The 22,814-nt window shown below is 48.6% G+C and carries 20 protein-coding genes; all 20 read left to right on the forward strand.

Annotated elements, in window-relative coordinates; all coding sequences use genetic code 11:
• The first annotated feature begins 2 nt into the window (after positions 1–2).
• The 20 genes from mraY to carB all read left to right on the forward strand — a co-directional run bounded on the left by mraY (position 3) and on the right by carB (position 22,809).
• Positions 3–965, forward strand: coding sequence for a phospho-N-acetylmuramoyl-pentapeptide-transferase (gene mraY, locus ACZ43I_RS03860; protein ID WP_344701241.1), 963 nt, complete (start codon positions 3–5; stop codon positions 963–965).
• A gap of 1 nt (position 966) precedes the next feature.
• Positions 967–2,301 carry a UDP-N-acetylmuramoyl-L-alanine--D-glutamate ligase gene (gene murD, locus ACZ43I_RS03865; protein WP_344701243.1) on the forward strand — a complete coding sequence of 445 codons (1,335 nt, stop codon included), beginning with the start codon at positions 967–969 and terminating at the stop codon, positions 2,299–2,301.
• A gap of 17 nt (positions 2,302–2,318) precedes the next feature.
• Positions 2,319–3,476 carry a cell division protein FtsQ/DivIB gene (locus ACZ43I_RS03870; RefSeq protein WP_344701245.1) on the forward strand — a complete coding sequence of 386 codons (1,158 nt, stop codon included), beginning with the start codon at positions 2,319–2,321 and terminating at the stop codon, positions 3,474–3,476.
• Positions 3,477–3,585: 109 nt separating this feature from the next.
• A complete protein-coding gene (gene ftsA / locus ACZ43I_RS03875) occupies positions 3,586–5,016 on the forward strand; it encodes a cell division protein FtsA (protein ID WP_344701246.1) in 1,431 nt (476 codons plus the stop codon).
• Positions 5,017–5,052: 36 nt separating this feature from the next.
• A complete protein-coding gene (ftsZ, locus tag ACZ43I_RS03880; RefSeq protein ID WP_344701248.1) occupies positions 5,053–6,180 on the forward strand; it encodes a cell division protein FtsZ in 1,128 nt (375 codons plus the stop codon).
• A 55-nt stretch (positions 6,181–6,235) separates the two neighbouring features.
• On the forward strand, positions 6,236–7,027 hold the full coding sequence (locus tag ACZ43I_RS03885) for a purine nucleoside phosphorylase YfiH/LACC1 family protein (protein ID WP_344701250.1): 792 nt from the start codon (positions 6,236–6,238) through the stop codon (positions 7,025–7,027).
• A complete protein-coding gene (locus tag ACZ43I_RS03890) occupies positions 7,008–7,649 on the forward strand; it encodes a YggS family pyridoxal phosphate-dependent enzyme (protein ID WP_344701252.1) in 642 nt (213 codons plus the stop codon). Before ACZ43I_RS03885 ends, ACZ43I_RS03890 begins: the two co-directional genes overlap by 20 nt.
• Before the next feature lie 5 nt (positions 7,650–7,654).
• Positions 7,655–8,215 carry a cell division protein SepF gene (locus ACZ43I_RS03895; protein ID WP_344701254.1) on the forward strand — a complete coding sequence of 187 codons (561 nt, stop codon included), beginning with the start codon at positions 7,655–7,657 and terminating at the stop codon, positions 8,213–8,215.
• Between the two features lie 11 nt (positions 8,216–8,226).
• Positions 8,227–8,532 (forward strand): YggT family protein, encoded by a 306-nt coding sequence (locus ACZ43I_RS03900; protein WP_344701256.1) that lies wholly within the window; start codon positions 8,227–8,229, stop codon positions 8,530–8,532.
• Between the two features lie 100 nt (positions 8,533–8,632).
• Positions 8,633–9,412 carry a YlmH family RNA-binding protein gene (locus tag ACZ43I_RS03905; RefSeq protein ID WP_344701258.1) on the forward strand — a complete coding sequence of 260 codons (780 nt, stop codon included), beginning with the start codon at positions 8,633–8,635 and terminating at the stop codon, positions 9,410–9,412.
• A gap of 26 nt (positions 9,413–9,438) precedes the next feature.
• Positions 9,439–9,954 (forward strand): DivIVA domain-containing protein, encoded by a 516-nt coding sequence (locus ACZ43I_RS03910; protein WP_344701260.1) that lies wholly within the window; start codon positions 9,439–9,441, stop codon positions 9,952–9,954.
• Between the two features lie 266 nt (positions 9,955–10,220).
• The gene (gene ileS / locus ACZ43I_RS03915) at positions 10,221–12,959 is read left to right on the forward strand and encodes an isoleucine--tRNA ligase (RefSeq protein WP_344701262.1); all 2,739 of its coding nucleotides are present in this window, start codon (positions 10,221–10,223) and stop codon (positions 12,957–12,959) included.
• Positions 12,960–12,968: 9 nt separating this feature from the next.
• Positions 12,969–13,454: a signal peptidase II gene (lspA, locus tag ACZ43I_RS03920; RefSeq protein ID WP_344701264.1), complete on the forward strand. Its 486-nt coding sequence runs from the start codon at positions 12,969–12,971 to the stop codon at positions 13,452–13,454.
• Positions 13,441–14,349, forward strand: coding sequence for an RluA family pseudouridine synthase (locus tag ACZ43I_RS03925; protein ID WP_344701266.1), 909 nt, complete (start codon positions 13,441–13,443; stop codon positions 14,347–14,349). The genes lspA and ACZ43I_RS03925 overlap by 14 nt, the downstream gene beginning before the upstream one ends.
• Before the next feature lie 200 nt (positions 14,350–14,549).
• Positions 14,550–15,071 carry a bifunctional pyr operon transcriptional regulator/uracil phosphoribosyltransferase PyrR gene (gene pyrR, locus ACZ43I_RS03930; protein ID WP_344701268.1) on the forward strand — a complete coding sequence of 174 codons (522 nt, stop codon included), beginning with the start codon at positions 14,550–14,552 and terminating at the stop codon, positions 15,069–15,071.
• A gap of 16 nt (positions 15,072–15,087) precedes the next feature.
• Positions 15,088–16,440, forward strand: coding sequence for a uracil-xanthine permease family protein (locus ACZ43I_RS03935; RefSeq protein ID WP_344701270.1), 1,353 nt, complete (start codon positions 15,088–15,090; stop codon positions 16,438–16,440).
• Positions 16,403–17,284: an aspartate carbamoyltransferase catalytic subunit gene (locus ACZ43I_RS03940; RefSeq protein ID WP_344701505.1), complete on the forward strand. Its 882-nt coding sequence runs from the start codon at positions 16,403–16,405 to the stop codon at positions 17,282–17,284. The genes ACZ43I_RS03935 and ACZ43I_RS03940 overlap by 38 nt, the downstream gene beginning before the upstream one ends.
• Positions 17,284–18,555 carry a dihydroorotase gene (locus ACZ43I_RS03945; protein ID WP_344701272.1) on the forward strand — a complete coding sequence of 424 codons (1,272 nt, stop codon included), beginning with the start codon at positions 17,284–17,286 and terminating at the stop codon, positions 18,553–18,555. Before ACZ43I_RS03940 ends, ACZ43I_RS03945 begins: the two co-directional genes overlap by 1 nt.
• Positions 18,555–19,640 carry a glutamine-hydrolyzing carbamoyl-phosphate synthase small subunit gene (gene carA / locus ACZ43I_RS03950; protein ID WP_425568288.1) on the forward strand — a complete coding sequence of 362 codons (1,086 nt, stop codon included), beginning with the start codon at positions 18,555–18,557 and terminating at the stop codon, positions 19,638–19,640. The genes ACZ43I_RS03945 and carA overlap by 1 nt, the downstream gene beginning before the upstream one ends.
• Entirely contained in the window at positions 19,633–22,809 is a 3,177-nt protein-coding gene (carB, locus tag ACZ43I_RS03955; RefSeq protein ID WP_344701274.1) for a carbamoyl-phosphate synthase large subunit, read from the forward strand. The genes carA and carB overlap by 8 nt, the downstream gene beginning before the upstream one ends.
• Positions 22,810–22,814 lie beyond the last annotated feature (5 nt).

The raw sequence follows: 22,814 nt of genomic DNA on the forward strand, positions 1-22,814 counted from the left end.
TCATGGACTATTTATTTTTAATATCCGCATTTATATTGACGGCGGTACTCGTTCCTGTAACGATACCGTTGCTCAAGCGGATGAAATTCGGACAGTCGATACGTAAGGAAGGGCCAGAGAGCCATCAGGTTAAAACGGGCACCCCGACCATGGGTGGCCTTACATATCTAATTCCCGTAATCATATTATCGTTGATTGCGCTTCTATTTGTGGATGATACCTACAAGATGCTGGTCATGATCATCGTGACTATCGGATTTGGGCTCATCGGATTCATAGATGACTACATCATTGTGGTCAAAAAGGACAACAGGGGGTTATCTTCAAAACAGAAGTTCCTTGCACAGATTGTGCTATCGGTGATTGTCTATTTCATTATGACCCAGGCTATTCCGGATATAGAAACGGCCCTACGCATTCCAGGAACGGATTGGACACTGCCCCTTGGCGTGCTGTTCGTCGTATGGATTGTGTTTTGGCAGGTTGGATTTTCAAATGCGGTTAACCTTACAGATGGCCTCGACGGATTGGCGACAGGACTCTCAATCATTGCATTTTCAAGTTTCCTGGCTATAGCGTGGGTACGGGAGGAGACGACGCTTGTCATCTTCCTGATGATACTGATCGGCGGATTGCTTGGCTTCCTCCTATACAATAAATATCCGGCAAGGCTGTTCATGGGGGACACCGGTTCGCTCGCCCTCGGGGGCATCATTGCGACAGTATCCATCGTACTTAATGAAAGTCTCCTGCTGCTGCTCATTGGAATCATGTTCGTCATAGAAACTGCTTCTGTGATGATGCAGGTGGCATCTTTTAAATTGACCGGAAAAAGGATCTTTAAAATGACGCCTATCCATCACCATTTCGAACTCAGTGGCTGGAATGAATGGAAGATTGTCATTGTATTCTGGACGGTTGGTGCTGTTGCAGGCATCATTGGTGTCCTACTGGGGGTGGCCTAGATTGGAGAAGCTGGATTATCAGAATAGGAAAGTACTTGTACTTGGTTATGGCAGAAGTGGCAGAAGTGCCATCTCTGCATTGCTCACGTTAGGCGCCAATGTGACGCTTACAACGAATGAAGTGATTTCTGATGAGGGGATCCGCCAGCAGCTGAAGGGATGGGGAGTCGAGATAGTCGATGGCCACCATCCTGTGAGTCTGCTGAACGATATTGAACTGATTGTGAAAAATCCAGGCATTCCCTATACCATCGACTTTTTGAAAGAAGCGGCAGCAAGAGATGTGCCGATAATTACCGATGTGGAACTCGCGTATCATATTTCGCCAGTGCCGATCATCGGCATCACGGGCACCAACGGTAAAACCACCGTTACGCACCTTATTGGAGAAATGCTGGAACGTTCAGGTTTCGAACCGATACTGTGCGGCAACATAGGCTACCCCGCTTCCCAGGCTGCCAGAGAAGCTGTGCCTGGTAATATATTGGTTATGGAACTCTCGTCCTTCCAGTTGATGGGTGTAAGGGATTTCCGTCCGGATACCGCAGTATTCACAAATATCTATGAAGCGCATCTTGATTATCACGGGTCGAAGGAAGCATATGTGAAAGCGAAGTTGAATCTGCTCAGGAATATGGGGCGGGAAGAAAAAGTCGTCTTCAACAGCCGTCAACGGAATATAGTCGAAGAAATGACGACGCTCTCGATCGAATACTTTGCGACTGAGGGGGACGCAGAAGCCATGATCAGAGATAATATGATCATCTACCGGAATCGTCCACTGATAGACGTTGATGAGGTGCTGCTAGAAGGCGAACACAACCATGAGAATATATTGGCGGCACTGTTGGCCGCTAAAAACCATGGTGCTTCCGACACAGCAGTCATCGAAACCCTGAAGCACTTCGGGAGTATACCTCACCGCATGGAGTATTTGGGGCTTAACCAAGGTGTAGGCTATTATAATGATTCCAAGGCGACAAATAATCTGGCGACTTCTTTTGCACTGAAAAGTTTCCATTCCCCTGTCATCTGGATTGCTGGAGGACTTGATCGCGGACAGTCTCTTGCATCACTCGTGCCAGACCTTGAACATGTGCGTCTGATCATCGCATTTGGTGAGATGAAAGAAAAGTTCGTTTCGTTGGCGGATGAACTCGGCATTGACTCGGTAGTGGTGGAAAACCCGCATGATGGTGTCATAAGGGCAGCAGATCATGCACATCCGGGGGATGTTGTGCTTTTCTCTCCAGCATGTGCCAGTTGGGACCAGTACAAAGATTTTGAGGCCCGCGGTGATCATTTCAAAGAAGGTTTTACAGCACTCGACAACTGATGGGTAGGGGGGATTCCATGGACAATCATAATGATATAGATGAGCTGAAGCAGAAGTTGAAGCAAAGAGAACGCGACAAGAAAGCATGCAAGCTAGAAGAACGGCTGCAGCAGGATACTCCCCCGCCGGTGGAAAAACCAAAAAAGAGTGTGGATAAAAGGACATCTAATGTCGACGGTGAGAATCGTAAAGAGGTACCTAGAAGCAGAACGGGGAAAGAGGCGGTTATTCCAGACGAGGAAATAGAGACCTTCCACCAAGGTAAAACCATCTCCTTTAGAATGGGCGAAAAGCCTACAAAAAATGATGGGTCTAAAAAGGACAAGGATATACCTGAAAGAAAAAAGGCAAAGCTAAAAATGCCGGTGCTCACCCGCACCCATCTCTTCCTGGGCATCATCATCACGCTGCTCCTCGCGGTCTGTGGCCTGATTTATTATGCAGTAAGCAGTGCAAGTGATGTAAAGGAAATCGCCTTAGAAGGCAATGAAATGATCAGTGATCAGGAAGTGATGGAACGGCTCCAATTTGAAGAGGGTGACAAGATGTTCAGTGCGAACCTTTCCAGGGCTGAGGAAAACATTGCGATGCTTCCGGCAATTGACGAAGTGACGATTGAACGTCAGTGGTTAAACACGATAAATGTTTCCATCTCAGAGCGCGAGTCCGTGGCCTATGTAGCATCGGGTGATCTGTTCTACCCTGTGCTTGAGAATGCCCAAGTGTTGAGGGGCCACCCGGCTCTGCCCGAAACTGCCCCTATCCTCCACTTTTTTGAAGGCCAGGAATTCGATGCGCTAATCGATAATCTGAACAAAATGGAGAGGGAGGTTCTTGAGGGGATTTCGGAAATCTATTACCGTCCCTCAGAAAACACCGACACCCGCATCCATATCTTCATGAACAATGGCCAGGAAATCGTTGCTGATTACCGTACAATCGATGAGAAGATGGATTACTACTTGAGCATGCAAGAAGAAATCGGGGAGCCTGGTGGTGGCATAATCGACATCGAAATCGGCAGCAGTTTCCTCCCTTATGGCAGCGAAGAGGCGGATGATGTAAAAAAAGGAATCTATGAGAACCCCGTAAAGCCTCGTTACATCGAAGATATCGAGAAGACTCTAGGTGACTTGAAGTCGCAACTGACGTCAATCGGCGAAGAAAATGAATGATTGCCGATCCGCATTTATACTGGACTATTACGTTTAAATAGTTCACAATGTAAAAAGTATACTGTAAACTATATAAGAGAGTGAAATGGCTTACTAGGAGGCAGAAGAGTTGAAGGAACATTATTATGTCGCCCTGGATATCGGCTCAAACAGTGTCAAAGCCGTAGTCGGCGAGAAATTCCATGACGGTGTCAACATCATCGGTACTGGACAGACGTATACTGATGGCGTATCCAAAGGGACGATAAGAGATTTTGACCTGACGAGAAGTGCAATTATAGATACTGTGAAAAAAGCAAAGATTTCATCTGGCGTCGATATTGATGAGGTCTTTTTGAAAATGCCGCTTGCCGGCACGGAATTGAAGTTTGCAGAGGAAGAAATCCGTTTTGGAGGCAATTCAACCGAAATAAACGGCACCCATATCGAAGATATGCTTGAAACGATCCGGGAACGGGTTGTGCAAAGTGATAAGGAAGTAGTGACCGTCTACCCGGTGTACTTCAAAGTGGACGACCTCCACGAAGTCTCCGATCCGAAAGAGATGATGGCTACCCAGTCACTCTTTGTCAGTGCGGGGATACTGCTTTCCAGCCGGACTGTTTTAATGAACGCGGTGAAGTGTGTGGAAGAAGCTGGATTGACTGTGCTTGATGTCTATTCCGATGCTGTGAACTATGCGCATATACTAAGCGAATCAGAGGTCGAGCTCGGTGGTGTGGTCATCGATATCGGTCATGAACTGACGCAGTTCGGATATTATGAGCGCGGTACGCTAAAAACCTCAGGCAGCCTTCCAGTAGGCGGTAAGCATATAACGAAGGATTTGTCTGAAGCGTTCAATACTACCCTCGAGGCTGCAGAAAAAGCGAAACATCACTACGGGCATGCCTTCTATGATCTGGCCTCAGCTGAGGACATCGTGCGTCTGCCTCAGCGCGATGGCGAAGCTGATATCGAGATTACGCCTCAGGATATGTCAGACATCATAGAGATGAGGATGGAAGAAGTCTTTATGGATGTTTTTGGGGTCCTACAGGAAAATCAGATCACCAAAGTAAGTGGTGGCTTTGTCGTTACAGGAGGCACAGCGAACCTTCTTGGCATCAAAGAACTGATGCAGGATCTCGTATCAGAAAAAGTCCGCGTTCATATACCGAATCAAATGGGTGCCAGGAAACCAGAGTTTTCAAGCGCCATCGCTACAGTTTCAAGCGGAATAATGTTTGATGAACTCCTTGAATATGTTACAATTGATAATTATGATACAGAGTCGGATACTGTCCGGCATGCCGCTGATGAGGAGTCATCAGGAAACTTCTTCACCGGACTCTTCAACAAGCGCAGAGAGCAGGAATCACACGACGCGGACAGCGGGTCTGTTGATCAATCAAAAAACGCTTCCGAAGAATACGCCGATTATTCATATGATGATAGATCGGAAGACATGGACAACCGGGATAGTGCAGACAAACGTCAGGGTGAAGACAAAAACTACCGTGGCTATATGAAAAAACTCTTTAAAAATCTATTCGAGTAGAATCAGTAAGATGAATGACTGGGAGGAAATAAAATAATGTTAGAATTCGAGCAAGGCTTCAACCATATGGCAACACTTAAAGTGATCGGTGTCGGTGGCGGCGGTAACAACGCAGTCAACCGCATGATAGACGACGGTATGCAGAATGTTGAATTCATCGCCATCAACACAGATGGTCAGGCACTCAATCTGTCGAAGGCAGAATCGAAAATCCAGATTGGTGAAAAATTGACACGTGGACTGGGCGCAGGCGCTAATCCTGATATCGGGAAGAAAGCAGCTGAAGAATCCAGGGAACAGATCGAAGATGCGATACAAGGTGCTGATATGGTCTTTGTAACAGCAGGCATGGGCGGTGGCACGGGCACAGGTGCTGCCCCAGTTGTCGCCAAAATAGCAAAGGAGATGGGGGCGCTGACAGTCGGCGTCGTCACGCGTCCTTTCTCTTTCGAAGGCAGGAAGCGTCAAACTCAGGCATCAGCTGGAGTTGATGCGATGAAGGCGGCTGTCGATACGCTGATAGTGATTCCGAATGACCGCCTACTTGATATCGTCGACAAATCCACTCCTATGATGGAAGCATTCAAAGAAGCGGATAATGTACTCCGTCAAGGTGTTCAGGGTATTTCCGACCTGATCGCGGTTTCAGGGGAAGTGAACCTGGACTTTGCGGACGTTAAGACAATCATGTACAACCAAGGTTCCGCGTTGATGGGTATAGGTGTTTCAAGCGGTGAGAACCGCGCAATAGAAGCGTCGAAGAAAGCAATTTCCAGTCCGCTGTTGGAAACTTCCATCGTCGGAGCGCAAGGTGTGCTCATGAATATCACCGGTGGGGAATCCCTTTCCCTGTTTGAAGCCCAGGAAGCGGCAGACGTTGTACAGGACGCTGCAGATGAGGATGTCAATATGATCTTCGGTACGGTGATCAACCCAGAACTTGAGGATGAAATCATCGTAACTGTCATCGCTACAGGTTTTAATGAGAAATCCGTCAACCGTTCTCCTGAGAGGGAAGAGAAGAAGGATCCAATCATCCAACCGAACCCTTCCAGAAACGAAGAACCTAGAGAGCGTGACTTCCAGGCGAGAGACAACACACCACAGGACGATGATTACGAAGTGCCTACGTTCTTAAGGAACCGTTCGAGACGCAGAAGATAGAAAAGTTTTCAAGTCAGAAAGGTGTCCCTTTCTGACTTGTTTTGTGAGGTGGACCATGAAGTTCAATAACTATCGCCATCATGTTGGCAATAGTCTCGGCAATATCGCTTTCGGCTATACGAAGCGCACCGGTGGGACCAGTCCCTACCCATCAGAAGCTTTCAATATGGCTCTATACATCGATGATGATGTTAAAAACATTCATCATCATCAGGATGTGCTGGCTAGCCATATCGGTTTTCCTCCAGAAAGTTGGGTAGCCCCAATCCAACAGCATGGCAGTACCGTCAAAGAAGTCCATGCTGAAGATGGGGGTTCCAATATTCGTAGGCGCACAGATATGCTTACAGGTGTGGACGCCTTATATACATATGATGCGGATACCTTGTTGACCATGAATTATGCAGATTGTGTGCCTGTCTATGCTTTCAGCGAGACGGATGGTTTCATCGGACTGGCCCATGCAGGCTGGCGGGGCACTGCATCAGAAATAACAAGAAAACTGATCGGATCCTATCGTGGTGATCCGGCTGACTTGAATATTGTTATAGGCGTGGCAATCAATGGAAGTTGCTATGAGGTGGACGAAAATGTCATCAATGCACTGGGGATGACAAGTGTGCCTGATGATGCCATCACCCGGACAGCCGAAGGTTTTAAGCTCGATCTGAAAAAGGTGAATGGACATCAGGCCCGGCTTGCTGGTGTACTGAATGAAAGAATTCATCTAACACCTCTTGGCACTGAAGATACCAGCACCTTCTTTTCATATAGGACTGAACAAGGCAATACGGGACGGGCCCTTGCCTTTATTGGGAGGAAGAACAATGATCAAAAAGAATTATGAAGATATTAAAAATGAAATCGGTGATGCCGTCAACTTGATTGCAGTGACCAAATACCACACTGTGGATGAAGCGTTGGAGGCTTATGAGGCTGGCATCCGTCACTTTGGTGAAAACCGTGTGGAAGGCTTCCTTGAAAAGCGCAGGGCACTTCCGGAAGATGCTGAAATACACTTCATAGGTACACTCCAATCCCGTAAGGTCAAGGAAGTCATTACGCATCTCAACTATCTCCATTCTTTGGATAGGGAGAGCATCGCGAAAAAAATTGAACAATACAGCTCTCATGCTGTAAAATGCTTCTTACAGGTGAATGTATCCGGAGAAGCATCCAAACATGGTTTGGCGCCGGAAGATGTCCCCGATTTCCTGGAGAGAATGAAATCTTATGAAAAGGTGGAAGTCATCGGTCTGATGACCATGGCTCCGGACACGGACGATGCGACCCGTGTGGAAGGTGTCTTCCAGCGCCTGGCGGAGTTGCGTGATTCCCTTGCTGAAGTCAATGGGGATAACGTCCAGATCGACGAACTCAGCATGGGGATGAGCAACGATTACACTCTTGCAGTAAAGCACGGGGCGACTTATGTACGCATTGGCAGCAAACTAATGGGAAGCAGGTGAATGCCATGGCCATAAAAAAGTTTTTCAAGGACATCTTCATTGTGGAGTATGATGAAGAAGAGTCCGTTGAAGAAAACAAGCCAAAACAGCAGAACAGCAAAGTGACGCAACTTGACCAGTCAAAAAAGAAAAAAGTCAATGAAGGGTCTGGCGAACCTCGACAGATGGAGCAGGGCAGTGCCCCGGTCTCTCCATCATTCAGGAAGAAAGACCGCCGCTCCGGAGAACCAAGACACCAGAAGAAGCAATCCAATACAAGGGACAAGGAGACTACTTTGATGAGTGCTGAAGCAAGCAATACAAAAGTATGCCTATTTGAACCGAGAGTGTTCTCGGAAACGCAGGACATTGCAGATGAGCTTAAGAATGAACGGGCGGCTCTCGTCAACCTCTCCAAAGTCGATCACAGCCAGAAAAAGCGCATCGTTGACTTCCTGAGCGGCACGGTCTATGCTTTGGACGGAGATATCCAAAAAGTCGGCGCTGATATTTTCCTATGTACGCCAAATAGTGTCGGCGTTAAAGGGGAAATCAGCCAGGAAAAGAATCAGACTGAAGAAATGTAAGGAGAATGAGTTTGGATAACCAACTGTTAATAGATATAGTATTTTTCGTTCAAAGGTTCATAAACACCGTCTTTCCAATATTTTTCTGGGGATTGATCATCTATATTCTGAGTTCTTGGCTGCCGGGCCTCCGGGAGTCTGCTTTCGGAAGAATCCTCGGAAAAGTATATGAGCCGATACTTGAGCCGTTCAGAAAACTCATCCCACCAATTGGAGGAGTGTTGGACTTGTCGCCGATCATTGCGATTTTGACCATGAACCTTTTCTTGAGCGGCCTGAATGCGATATTCAGGGTTATCGTACAGGCATTGGTCTGAAGAACCTGAATTACTAATGATGCCGGACGCCCTTATGATCTAATCGTTTCCCGATGATTATCATGAGGGCGTTTCCGATATTTTACAGGAGGGCTCTGGATTGAGGGAAGTCTATCAGCATTTCAGAAAAGAAGAATATGAGAAAATAACGTATTTCAATGGCAAGTTCGAGATTGCTGCGAGGGATTATTATCCGGTACTCCTCGATTTTTTGGATCCGAGAGAGAGGTTGATCGTCGAGAGTCTGTCTGGGCGCCACCCCGATCTGTACGTCGAGTTTTATGGTGGACCCGGTGAACGCGAGCGTCAAAGGGCGATGATTATTCCGGAATTTCTGGAAGTTACTCCTGAAGAATTTGAAATCGGGATCTTCGAAGTCGATTATCCCAAAAAGTTCGTCAGCCTTACACACCGCAACATCCTCGGTGCCATTATGAATGTTGGAGTCGACCGTTCACTGATTGGTGATATAGTCGTTTCAGCCCACATTCAATTCGCTTATGCAGCACCGTATCGTCAAGTCTTCGAACAAGGCCTTGAGAGGATCAAAAATGCACCAGTCACACTTAATGATGTGCCGCACGCCGCGTTCATGGAAGCAGTTGATGAAGGAAAAGATAAACACATGCTCGTCTCATCCTTCAGATTGGACGCAATTATTTCAGAAGCCGTCGGTGAAGGGCGTTCAAAATCCAAGGAACGCGTGGAAAAGGGCAGGGTGAAGGTGAATCACACCCTGACTTCGAATCCGGCGTTCCTGGTTGAATCCGGTGACATCATTTCTGTCCGGCATTTTGGCCGTTTTAAGATTACATCAATAATTGCTGAAACAAAAAAGGGTAAATATCGCCTTATGGCCCGGATATATAGGGACGGGTAGGGTATTAGTCAATTGAGGTGAAGAAAATGGATAGAGAAGAAGCTCTGAATCGTAAATTTCCAACAGTTTACCGTGGTTTGGATGAAAGGGAAGTAAGAGAGCATCTACAGGCGATGCAGTCTGAAATCGACAGTCGCGATGAGAAGATAAAGCAGTTGGAAGGCATGCTCGATGAGAAGGAAGAGAATCTGAACAGCTTCAGGACCGTCGAAACAAGCATCAACGAGGCCATCCTGACGGCGCAGCGGGCAGGGGATGAAGCGAAACGAACGGCACAGGCGCGTTCAGAAGAAATCATCCGAGCTGCAGATGCTGAACGCGAACGCATCATTGATGATGCGCTTGCCAGAGCCCGGCATATCTCGAGCCAGACGGAAGATATGAAAAGGCAATCCAAAATTTTCCGTGCACGGTTCAAGATGCTCGTGGAGGCACAGCTCGACCTGCTGCAATCGGATGACTGGGATTACCTGCTCGACTTCGAAAAGAATCAGGAACACCGCGTCGATGATCTGGAGGATAAAGAGCGCAACCAGGAATAATGATGTGTTGACGTATTGAAGGATATTTAGCATAATAATAGTATTGTTAGACAGGGAAGCATGCATTATGGATGCAGCGACCGGGGGAAGGTGGGAGCCCCGGCACATAAGGTGCTTCTGAAATCACTAATGATGTATTTTAATGACTGTAACGAGTGGACTCTGGACCAGAGTCAATCAGGGTGGTACCGCGGAGAATTTCGCCCCTATTGACACTGGCCAGAGTTTTTTTAAATCATCTACCAAATAAAAAAGGAGTTTGGAAAATGGACTATAAAGATACACTGCTCATGCCGAAAACCAAGTTCAAAATGCGTGGCGGCCTTGTAAACAAAGAGCCGGAGATGCAGAAGAAATGGGAAGAAATAAACCTTTATGAGAAAAAATTGAAACTCAATGAAGGAAACACCCCTTATGTGCTCCACGATGGCCCGCCTTATGCCAATGGTGCCCTGCACATGGGACACGCCTTGAATAAGATCATCAAGGACATCATCATCCGTAATAAGCAGATGCGCGGCTACTACTCACCATATGTACCCGGCTGGGACACGCATGGACTGCCGATAGAACAGGCACTCACCAATAAAGGTGTCGACCGTAAAAGTATGTCGATCGAGGAATTCAGAAACAAATGCATCGAATTTGCCGACACGCAGATCGACCAGCAGCGCGAAGGCTTCAAACGCATGGGCATCGATGGCGAGTGGGACAACCCCTATGTCACTTATAAACCTGAATTCGAAGCCGCACAGATTCGTGTGTTGAAGGATATGGTCGAAAAGGGTCTTATCTATAAAGGGAAAAAACCGATCTACTGGTCCCCGGTCAGTGAGTCATCATTGGCTGAAGCGGAGCTCGAATATAAGGATAAGCGCTCTCCTTCAATCTATGTTGGCTTTAAAGTGGCTGATGGCAAAGGCGTACTTGATGAAGGCGTGCAGATGGTCATCTGGACGACGACGCCATGGACGATTCCATCCAATTCAGGCATTGCAGTACATCCTGAGTTGAACTATGTCCAAATCAATTACGAAGGTCAGGAATATGTAGTGGCTGAAGCGCTTCTGGACCATTTCTGCGAAGAAGTCGAATTCGATAAGGATAAAGTGACGCGTACAAAAGAAATCAAAGGCTCAGAAATGGAGTACGTCACGACCAAACACCCACTATATGACCGCACAAGCCTTGTCGTGCTGGGTGAACATGTCACAACGGAAGCAGGTACAGGGTGTGTCCATACTGCTCCTGGACATGGTGACGATGACTTCATCATCGGCCAGAAATATGAACTCGATGTAATCAGTCCTGTAGACGATAAAGGCGTCTTCACGGATGAAGCGGGCAAGTATTCAGGGCTTTTCTATGATGACGCCAATAAAGTGATCACGGAAGACCTTGAAGCAGCAGGTGCTCTGGTTAAGCTCGGCTTCTATACGCATTCTTATCCTCATGACTGGCGCACTAAAACACCGGTTATATTCCGGGCAACGCCACAGTGGTTCGCATCAATCAAAAATGTTCGTGAAGATATCCTCCAGGCGGTCATGGACACTGAATTCCAAGTGGAATGGAACCAGAAACGCATGTACAACATGATCAAAAACCGTGGTGATTGGGTAATTTCACGTCAGCGTGTATGGGGTGTACCATTGCCTTTCTTCTATGCAGAAGATGGACAGGAGATAGTTGATGCTGCAGTCATCGAGCATGTCGCATCATTGTTTGAAGTACATGGATCGAACATTTGGTTCGAGTGGGATGCAAAAGACCTCATGCCTGAAGGTTTCACACATGAAGGTTCGCCAAACGGTGAATTCACAAAAGAAAAAGATATAATGGATGTCTGGTTCGATTCTGGCTCGACCCACCGTGGTGTACTGACAGTACGCGATAACCTGACATACCCAGCGGACCTTTATTTCGAGGGGTCCGACCAGTACCGTGGGTGGTTCAACTCCTCAATCATCACCAGTGTTGCAACTAAAGGCATCGCACCTTATAAAGAACTCCTGAGCCATGGATTCGTCATGGATGGTCAAGGCAAGAAGATGTCGAAATCCCTCGGCAATGTCATCCTGCCGGAGAAGATCATGAAACAGATGGGGGCAGATATCATCAGGCTATGGGTGATGTCTTCTGACTTTGAGGAAGACGTCAGGATTTCAGATGATATCCTGAAGCAGGTGTCTGAAGTCTACCGCAAAGTAAGGAATACTTTCCGCTTCCTGCTCGGGAATGTGTCTGATTTCAATCCTTCAACGGATGCAATCGCTTATGATGAATTGAAGGAAGTCGACCAGTTCATGATGCAACGCTTCAACGAAATGGTGAATCTGATGCGTGACTGTTATGACCGCTATGATTACGTCACCATGTACCAGTCACTTCAGAACTTCATCAATGTCGACTTGTCGAACTTCTATCTCGACTACGGTAAAGACATCCTTTACATTGAGAAACAGGATGCTCATATACGCCGCAGCATGCAGACAGTGCTGTATTCCATATTGACTGGATTGAACCGTCTGCTTGCACCTGTTCTGGTACACACGGCTGAAGAGATCTACCAGCATACGCCGTATACCGAAATGGAAAGTGTCCATCTCGAGTACCTGCCTGAGGCGAAAGAAGTCGATACGGCACTCACTGCAAAATGGAAACATTTCATGGATGTCAGGGATGATGTGCTGAAGGCGCTTGAAGAAGCCCGTAATGACAAGGTCATCGGCAAGTCACTTGAAGCGAAAGTATATGTGACACAGCCAGACGACATGAATTATTCTGACATCAATGGTCGTCTCGAACAGCTCTTTATCGTCTCTCAAGTGGAAGTTGTAGAGTCACTTGAAGATGGTAGACAATATGATAATATCAAAGTCAAAGTCGTACATGCTGAAGGCACACGCTGCGAGCGTTGCTGGAACTATTCCACAGCGCCATCCATCGATGGTGGCGAAGACGACATCTGTCCACGTTGCCGCGAAGTGGTGGATCAGCTCTAGGGGGCTATTATGAAATCATATAGAATCATTCCAATGAGTTTGATCGGTCTAGCTGTACTGGCAATCGATCAGCTGACGAAATACTTTGTTGTGACCGGCATGCAGGAAGGGGAATCCGTGCCGGTCCTCGGCAAGTACTTCATGCTGACTTCCCACCGCAACAGTGGGGCGGCATGGGGCATGTTCCAGGGTCAGATGCTGTTCTTCTATTTGGTGACGTTGCTGGTCCTTGGTATATTGATCTACGTTTATGTCAAGGAGGCGAAAGGGAATACACTGCTGCAGCTTGCGCTCACCCTGCTGTTGGCCGGTGCCCTCGGAAACTTCATCGATCGCATATTATTCCAGGAAGTAGTGGACTTCATCGATGTGCTGATCGTGTTCTACGATTTCCCGATATTCAACATTGCTGATAGCGCACTCACAATTGGTGTGATATTGATGATTTTGGAATTCTTTATAATAGGAAAAGGTGACACGGATGCAGGAAATTAAAGCAAATGAAATGGACAGTGGCCAAAGAATCGACAGGCTGCTGGCAGAGAAATTGGACGATACTTCACGCAGTGATATGCAGGGCAGGATCAGGGATGGACTTGTTGAAGTGAATGGTGAGGCCGTCAAGCCGAACTATAAGGTCAAAATTGATGATGTCATCATAGTCCATCAACGTGAACTGGTGGAGGCTGACATCACCCCCCAGGACCTGAACCTTGAAATCCTCTATGAGGATGATGATGTAGCCGTTGTGAATAAGCCTAAAGGCATGGTGGTCCATCCTGCTGCCGGCCACCATTCGGAAACGCTTGTCAATGGCCTGATGTTTCAGCTTGATGACCTCTCAGGTATAAATGGAGAACTGAGGCCAGGCATCGTGCACCGCATCGATAAGGATACGAGTGGGTTGCTGATGGTCGCAAAGAATGATGTGGCCCATCGTGCACTGGTCGATCAGCTCGTCGATAAAAGTGTCACCAGGAAGTATACAGCACTTGTACACGGTACCATCCCACACGATAAGGGAACCATTGAAGCGCCGATCGGCAGAAATCCAAAGGAACGCCAGGAAATGGCAGTCATCGATTCTGGACGGGATGCTACAACGCATTTCAATGTGCTAGAAAGATATGAAGGGTATACGTTGATAGAATGCATCCTTGAGACGGGCCGGACCCACCAGATCCGCGTCCATATGAAATATATCGGCTATCCGCTTGTCGGGGATCCGAAATATGGTCCAAGGAAGACGTTGAATACAGATGGCCAGATGTTGCATGCGGGGACGCTCGGCTTCATCCATCCAACAAATGGTGAGTACATGGAATTCAGCGATTCATTGCCTGAACCATTCGAAGATGTATTAGAAACATTGACACCTTTATCGGAATAATGCTTGACTTCACTCTGTATTAAGGCTAGACTATTGAAGAAAAGTGAATATGAATGTCTTTAAAAGGAGTCCCGTGAGGCTTCAAAGACGTGATATAACCGGGTACACTTAGGGATAAGTGTATATTTATCAGGATACGTGTATACTCATGTCTTTGGACATGAGTATTTTTTTATACATTTTTAGAGGAGAGGATTTAGGTGGACAAACGAACGATACTGGATGAATCACAAATTACACGCTCGCTTACCCGCATGTCGCATGAAATACTGGAACATAATAAAGGGACTAAAGGACTGGTGTTCCTTGGAGTCAAAACACGCGGTGAGTATCTTGCGGAACGTCTTCAAAAGAAGATTACTGAGATAGACGGCGTGGAGATACCGACAGGCACAATCGATATAACAGGCTATCGTGATGACAGGAAGAAAGAACGCGCCGGCAGTGCCATAGACATCGGAGTGTCACTTGATGACAAGCATGTAGTCATCGTCGATGATGTACTCTTTACGGGCAGGACGATCCGCGCCGCGATGGATGCGATATTGAATGAAGTCAGACCTTCAAAGATTTCCTTGGCTGTACTAATCGACCGAGGGCATCGGGAACTGCCGATCCGCGCCGATTTTGTCGGTAAGAATATCCCGACTGCCAAAGAAGAGAAGATAGATGTCCATCTAGAGGAGCACGACGCAGTCAACGAAGTTCTATTAAGCAGATAACAGGAGGACGGCTGAAATGCAGACCAAAGAATCACCAGAAGAAATCTACTCAAAAAGTGTCTCCCCCATACTCGATGTGCAGGATAAGCCAAAGCCTGCCCAATGGTTGATGCTCAGTTCACAGCATCTATTTGCAATGTTCGGTGCTACGGTGCTTGTGCCGTACTTGACGGGGTTGCCGGTATCCGCGGCTCTGATTGCAAGCGGCATCGGCACCCTGCTCTACATACTCATTACGAAAGGGCAGATACCAGCATACCTTGGCTCAAGCTTCGCATTCATACTGCCCATTACAATTGCGCTTGGAGCAAATAGTCTAGGCGAAGTGCTGACAGCGTTATTCTTCAGCGGAGTACTATATATCATCATCGGTATCGCGATAAGGGGCTTCGGCATAGATTGGCTGATGAACCTGCTGCCTCCAGTAGTCGTCGGACCGGTCATCATGGTCATCGGGCTCGGCCTTGCACCGGTTGCGGTCGATATGGCGATGTATACGGATTCGGGCAATCAGGAAGGCTACAGTATGCTCTACATATTTGTAGCGGCGGTGACGCTCATCATCACGATCTGCGCTTCGATATTCCTGCGCGGGGTACTATCCCTGATCCCCATCCTGATCGGTATCATCGGAGGATACATCACAGCTGTACTAGTGGGCATCGTCGACTTCACACAGATTATCGAAACGAGCTGGTTCATGCTCCCGGACGTCCATCTCCCGTTCGTCTCATACAATCCGACCTGGAACCTCGGACTTATGGTCGTGATGCTGCCGATCGTGTTCGTCACAGTGAGTGAGCATATCGGCCACCAGATGGTCATCAATAAGATCGTCGGACGCAATTTCTTCAAAAAGCCGGGCCTGCACCGTTCCCTAGTCGGGGACGGAGTCTCGACAATGTTTTCAAGCCTGATTGGAGGACCACCGACTACGACCTACGGGGAAAACATCGGAGTACTGGCGATCACGCGCGTATTCAGCGTCTGGGTCATCGGAGGGGCCGGCGTCCTTGCAGTCATACTAGGCTTCATAGGAAAGTTCACAGCCATTGTCCAGAGCATACCGACCCCTGTCATGGGTGGGGTGTCGATCCTACTTTTTGGCATCATCGCCTCAAGCGGCTTGAGGATGCTTATAGATGAGCAGGTGAACTTGGATTCAAAACGCAATCTGGTCATATCTTCTGTAATCTTGGTCGTAGGAATCGGAAAAGCGCACCTTGATTTCACGATCGGCAACATACCTTTCAACCTTGAAGGGATGGCGCTTGCGGCTGTTGCAGGGATACTGCTAAATGCGATCCTGCCTAAGGAGGTGCCGGTTAGTGATGGACAACCTGTTGTCGATGACACAACTACAGACTGACGATATCATGAGGCTCATCAAACGCGCCCAGGCGATAAAAGCCGGGAAATTTGAGCCATTTAAGGAAAAGAAGTATATATCAAATCTATTTTTTGAACCTTCCACACGGACCAAGGCCAGTTTTGAAATGGCTGAAAGCCGGCTCGGCATCCACTCGATCCCCTTCAATGCGGACCACAGTTCGGTGCTTAAAGGAGAATCATTGTACGACACGTGCCGCACCATGGAAGCCATAGGATGTGATGCACTTGTTGTACGCCACGCTATGACCGCCTACTATGACGATCTGGATGGCCTATCGATCCCAGTCATCAATGGCGGGGATGGCAGCGGATCACATCCAACCCAGTCGCTTCTCGACTTAATGACGATATACGATAGATTCGGTACTTTTGAAGGGTTGAAAGTGGTTATGGCGGGTGATATATCACACAGCAGAGTCGCCCGCAGCAACCAACAGGCACTAAAGAAGCTCGGTGCGACGGTCGTTTTCAGCGGACCGGAAGCGTGGCGCGACAAGGAAATGGATGGGGAGTACGTGGACTTCGACGATGCGGTGGAGTCGTGCGATGTCATCATGCTGCTGCGTGTCCAGCACGAACGCCATGGTGATCAGGCGGATTTTACGAAGCGCAGTTACCATAATCAATACGGGCTGACCCTGAAGCGGTACCAAAGGATGAAGCAGGGCGCCATCATCATGCATCCTGCACCAGTCAACCGCGGCGTTGAAATAGATGGGCGTTTGATAGAGAGCCCGCGATCAGTCATTTTCGAGCAGATGAATAATGGTGTGTTCATGCGCATGAGTGTAATACAAGACATACTTAGGAGTGAAGGATAATGACAGTACTTTTGAAGAATGGCACAGTGGCGACAGAAAATGGTGAGGTCAGGATGGACATCCTTATTGACGGCGGAGAAATAGTGGACATGGCCCCTCAAATCGAGCAGGGGGATGAGATCATCGATTGTAGGGGCAAGCTCATCACGCCAGGTTTCGTCGACGTCCACGTTCATTTGAGGGAACCCGGCGGTGAGCATAAGGAGACGATTGAAACTGGCACAAGAGCGGCAGCTCGCGGAGGGTTCACCGCAGTATGTCCAATGCCAAACACACGACCTGTGCCAGACAATGAGAAGACGATGGCCGATATCAAAAGGCGCATCGAAGAAAGCGCCAGTGTAAAGGTACTGCCTTATGCATCCATCACGACGCGTCAACTTGGCAATGAACTGGTCGATTTTGACGCACTTAAAGCCGCTGGTGCATTTGCCTTCACAGATGATGGTGTAGGCGTCCAAAGTGCCGATATGATGCTTCGTGCAATGAAGGAAGCAGCCCGTATAGACATGGCGATAGTCGCCCATACTGAAGAGAACACACTGATTCACGGCGGCGCAGTCCATGAAGGCGGGGTCAGCGAGCGGTTGGGATTAAAGGGGATCCCGTCAGTGACTGAATCCGTACAGATTGCACGCGATGTACTGCTGGCGGAAGCAGCGGGGTGCCATTATCACGTCTGTCATGTAAGCACCAAAGAAAGTGTGCGGGTCATACGGGACGCCAAACGAGCGGGCATCCGTGTGACGGCGGAAGTGACGCCACATCACCTGGTGCTTGACGAAGGAGACATCAGGGAGGACGACCCGAACTTCAAGATGAACCCACCACTCAGAGCATCAGACGATCGTCACGCCCTGATTGAAGGCCTGAAGGATGGGACCATAGACTTCATTGCAACAGATCACGCTCCGCATGCAGAGGAAGAGAAGTCGGTCGGCATGGACACGGCACCGTTTGGCATCACCGGCAGTGAGAATGCATTCCAGCTCCTATATACGAAGCTTGTCAAGTCGGGGGTGTTCACACTGCAGCAGCTAATCGATTGGTTGACAGTCAGGCCAGCGGAAGTGTTTGGACTTGAGATGGGCGTGCTCAAGGTCGGCAGAGCCGCCGATATCACGATTGTTGATCTCGAAAAGAGATATGTCCTCGACAAATCAAAATTTTTATCAAAGGCACGCAACACGCCCTTCCACGGAATTGAACTGACTTCGGACATCTACATGACCATCGTCGACGGAAATATCACTTATAAGGGGGAAGCATGATGATTAAAGAGAGAAGATATCTTGTTTTGGAAGATGGCACCGTATATGAGGGGTATCCTTTCGGCGCCCAGAAGGCAGCGGAAGGCGAGCTCGTCTTCAACACTGCCATGACTGGGGCTCAGGAAATCATCACCGACCTCTCCTATACCGATCAGATCATCACCTTCAGCTATCCGCTGATCGGTAACACTGGCGTCAATATAGAGGACAACGAATCTCTGAAGGCGACGGCTAGGGGGGTTGTTGTAAGGGAAGCTTGTACAGACCCATCGAACTTCCGCACGACGGAAACGCTGGATACATTCCTGAAGCGACATGATATACCGGGAATCAGCGGCATCGACACGCGCAGCATCACAAGAAAACTGAGGAACGGCGGGGTCATGAAGGCAGTGATTACAGATGAGGCCTATCACGAAGACCTGATCGAGCTTCTGCAGCATTCCTCCTTCAGGACCGACCAGGTAAAGCGTGCATCCACCAAGAATCCGTATATCTCTACAGGCACCGGCCCGCGGGTGGTGCTGATAGATTACGGAAAGAAGGAAAATATCGTCAGACAGCTGAATGCACTCGACTGTGATGTGACGGTCGTGCCACACGACACGACAGCGGATGAGATCATCCAGATGAGACCTGATGGCATAATGCTTTCGAATGGTCCTGGGGACCCGGCCGATATACCAGGCCAGGTCAAGACCGTCAAGGCACTCCTTGGCATCCCGCTCTTTGGAATCTGCCTAGGCCATCAGATACTTGGAATCGCTTGCGGTGCTTCGACATATAAGATGAAGTTCGGTCACCGGGGCAGCAACCATCCGGTTAAGAATCTCGCCACCGGAAAGATTGAAATCACTTCACAGAACCACGGCTTTTCGATAGATGGTGCCTCACTGGTCGGTACAGGCCTCGAGGTCACCCACCTGGCACTTAACGACAGGACGATAGAAGGACTACGCCATACTGAGTACCCGGCATTCTCGGTGCAGTTCCACCCGGAAGCGGGTGCAGGGCCCCATGACTCTGAATACTTGTTCGACGAATTTGTGAAATTGATGAAACAAAAGGAGGCCAACCATGCCTAAACGTCAAGATATAAAAACAATTCTAGTCATCGGCAGCGGTCCGATCATCATCGGCCAAGCTGCAGAGTTCGATTACGCAGGCACCCAAGCATGCCTGGCATTGAAGGAAGAGGGGTACCGCGTCATTCTCGTCAACTCCAACCCAGCGACCATCATGACGGATAAGGAAATAGCTGATGTTGTATATATCGAACCACTGACGCCGGACTTCATTGCCAGGATCATCCGCAAGGAGCAGCCGGATGCACTATTGCCGACGCTCGGTGGGCAGGTTGGCCTGAATATGGCGGTTGAGCTCGACCGTCTGGGCATCCTTGAGGAAAACGGTGTTGAACTGCTCGGGACAAGGCTCGAATCCATCAAACAGGCAGAAGACCGGGATCTTTTCAGGCAGCTGATGAACCAGATGGCGGTACCGGTACCGGATTCGGACATCATTACCACGCTCGATGAAGCGAAAACATTCCAGGAGCGCGTGGGATATCCATTCATCGTGCGCCCGGCATTCACGATGGGCGGTACAGGTGGAGGCATCTGCTATAACGATGCCGACTTGAATGAGATTGTCGCAAATGGGCTGAAGTACTCCCCTGTCGGCCAGTGCCTTGTGGAGAAATCAATCGCAGGATTCAAGGAAATAGAATATGAAGTCATGCGCGACTCGAACGATAATGCCATTGTGGTCTGTAATATGGAGAACATCGACCCCGTCGGCATCCACACCGGAGATTCCATCGTCGTCGCACCCACCCAGACATTAACCGATAAAGAGCATCAGATGCTCCGTGATGTGTCGCTCAACGTCATACGCGAGCTGGGCATAGAAGGGGGATGCAACGTCCAGCTTGCACTTGATCCCCATTCCTTCGACTACTACATCATCGAAGTGAACCCACGGGTATCACGCTCATCCGCCCTTGCTTCCAAGGCAACCGGATATCCGATCGCAAAACTTGCAGCAAAAATCGCCATCGGCATGACACTTGATGAAATGATCAATCCGGTGACGGGTACAAGCTATGCCGCCTTTGAACCGACCCTCGACTACGTAGTGTCAAAAATTCCGCGCTTCCCGTTCGATAAGTTCGAAAAGGGAGAACGGAAACTCGGCACACAGATGAAGGCTACCGGTGAAGTCATGGCTATCGGACGGACATATGAAGAATCCCTGCTGAAGGCAATCCGCTCACTGGAATACGGTGTCCATCACCTCGGGTTACCTAATGGAGACCAATTCGAACTGGACTACATCAACGACATGATAAAGAAGCAGAGTGATGAACGACTGTTCTATATTGGTGAGGCATTAAGGCGGGGCGTAGATAAGAAGACCATCCATGAGTGGACGAAAATAGATCTATTCTTCCTGAGGAAATTTGAACACATCATCGAAATAGAGCATGAGCTGAAGGAAAACCCGGGGTCGCTCGATCATCTCAAATGGGCTAAAACCTACGGCTTCAGCGATAAGGTCATCGGACACCGCTGGAATATGGAAGAAGAGGAAATCTTCGGCATGCGCAGGGAGAAGGGCATCATGCCAGTCTACAAGATGGTCGATACATGTGCGGCTGAATTCGAGTCGAATACTCCATATTTCTATGGTACTTACGAACTTGAAAATGAATCAGTGGTCAGCACGAGGGAAAAGATAATCGTACTTGGAAGCGGTCCGATCCGGATCGGTCAGGGTGTGGAGTTCGACTACGCCACCGTCCATGCAGTATGGGCAATCCAGGAAGCCGGTTATGAAGCTATAATCATCAACAATAACCCCGAGACCGTCTCCACGGATTTCTCAATATCCGATAAACTGTACTTTGAACCGCTGACCCATGAAGATGTCATGAACATCATCGAGTTGGAGCAGCCAAAAGGCGTAGTCGTCCAGTTCGGCGGCCAGACGGCCATCAATCTGGCCGACGGCTTGGAAGAAGCGGGGGTCCAGATCCTCGGCACATCCCTTGATGATCTGGACCGCGCCGAAGACAGGAAACGCTTTGAGGCACTGCTGCGCGATATAGATGTACCGCAGCCTCTCGGCAAGACTGCCACCAACGAACAGGAGGCATTGGAGAACGCTGAACTGATCGGCTACCCGGTTCTAGTCCGTCCAAGCTATGTCTTGGGAGGCCGTGCGATGGAGATCGTCCATAGCAGTGGGGAATTGAAGAATTACATGCGTGATGCCGTAAAGGCCTCACCGCAGCACCCGGTTCTGATAGACCGATATCTGACTGGCAAGGAGATAGAGGTGGATGCGATCAGTGACGGCGAAAATGTCATCATTCCTGGAATCATGGAACATATCGAACGGGCCGGTGTGCACTCCGGAGATTCTATCGCGGTCTACCCGCCTGTCACACTAAGCGAAGCAGAAATCGATAGGCTTAAGGACTATACGGTGAAATTGGCGCTTGGATTGAAGACAGTAGGACTCATCAATATTCAGTTCGTCATAGCCGACGGCGAAGTGTATGTCCTCGAAGTGAACCCGCGCGCCAGCCGTACAGTGCCGTTCATGAGCAAGATCACTGAAGTGCCTATGGCCGCCCTTGCCATGAAAGCAATACTGGGAGTGAACTTGAAGGATACTGGACATCCGATGGGATTGGTGCCATTCCAGGATGGTTATCACGTTAAAGCACCGGTCTTCAGCTTCAGCAAACTGAAGAATGTGGATATTACACTTGGACCAGAGATGAAATCGACCGGTGAAGTGATGGGCAAGGATATGAGCTTGAACAAAGCGTTGTATAAGGCATTGGCAGCAAGCGGATTGGAAGTTAAAGACCACGGAACCGTCCTGTTCACAGTGGCAGATAAGGATAAGGAAGAAGCAGTGGCACTCGCCCATAGACTGTCACAATGCGGATTCAGGATAATGGCTACGGAAGGTACCGGAAAGGCATTGGAGTCACGCGGCATTTCCTGCCTCACCGTCGATAAGGTGCGGGAAAAGGAGAACAGTCTGCTTAAGGATATCCAAAACGGCAGCGTGCAGATCGTGATCAACACAATGACAAAAGGGAAACAGGTCGAAAGAGACGGATTCAGGATCAGAAGAGAGTCTGTCGAGAACGGTATTCCATGCCTGACATCACTTGATACGGCACGTACCTTGGTTGAAGTGATTGAAAGCATGACATTCAATATGGAAAAGATGTAGGTGAT

This window comes from Salinicoccus jeotgali (assembly GCF_055379195.1).

Excerpts from the sequence above, each read along its gene's own strand:
- ACZ43I_RS03910 (WP_344701260.1), top strand. The coding sequence starts at position 9,439 with ATGGATAGAGAAGAAGCTCTGAATCGTAAATTTCCAACAGTTTACCGT.
- carA (WP_425568288.1), top strand. The coding sequence starts at position 18,555 with ATGATTAAAGAGAGAAGATATCTTGTTTTGGAAGATGGCACCGTATAT.
- ACZ43I_RS03935 (WP_344701270.1), top strand. The coding sequence starts at position 15,088 with ATGCAGACCAAAGAATCACCAGAAGAAATCTACTCAAAAAGTGTCTCC.
- ACZ43I_RS03945 (WP_344701272.1), top strand. The coding sequence starts at position 17,284 with ATGACAGTACTTTTGAAGAATGGCACAGTGGCGACAGAAAATGGTGAG.
- carB (WP_344701274.1), top strand. The coding sequence starts at position 19,633 with ATGCCTAAACGTCAAGATATAAAAACAATTCTAGTCATCGGCAGCGGT.
- ACZ43I_RS03895 (WP_344701254.1), top strand. The coding sequence starts at position 7,655 with ATGGCCATAAAAAAGTTTTTCAAGGACATCTTCATTGTGGAGTATGAT.
- ileS (WP_344701262.1), top strand. The coding sequence starts at position 10,221 with ATGGACTATAAAGATACACTGCTCATGCCGAAAACCAAGTTCAAAATG.
- ACZ43I_RS03925 (WP_344701266.1), top strand. The coding sequence starts at position 13,441 with ATGCAGGAAATTAAAGCAAATGAAATGGACAGTGGCCAAAGAATCGAC.
- mraY (WP_344701241.1), top strand. The coding sequence starts at position 3 with ATGGACTATTTATTTTTAATATCCGCATTTATATTGACGGCGGTACTC.
- ACZ43I_RS03940 (WP_344701505.1), top strand. The coding sequence starts at position 16,403 with ATGGACAACCTGTTGTCGATGACACAACTACAGACTGACGATATCATG.
- ACZ43I_RS03890 (WP_344701252.1), top strand. The coding sequence starts at position 7,008 with ATGATCAAAAAGAATTATGAAGATATTAAAAATGAAATCGGTGATGCC.
- ACZ43I_RS03870 (WP_344701245.1), top strand. The coding sequence starts at position 2,319 with ATGGACAATCATAATGATATAGATGAGCTGAAGCAGAAGTTGAAGCAA.
- ftsZ (WP_344701248.1), top strand. The coding sequence starts at position 5,053 with ATGTTAGAATTCGAGCAAGGCTTCAACCATATGGCAACACTTAAAGTG.
- ACZ43I_RS03885 (WP_344701250.1), top strand. The coding sequence starts at position 6,236 with ATGAAGTTCAATAACTATCGCCATCATGTTGGCAATAGTCTCGGCAAT.
- lspA (WP_344701264.1), top strand. The coding sequence starts at position 12,969 with ATGAAATCATATAGAATCATTCCAATGAGTTTGATCGGTCTAGCTGTA.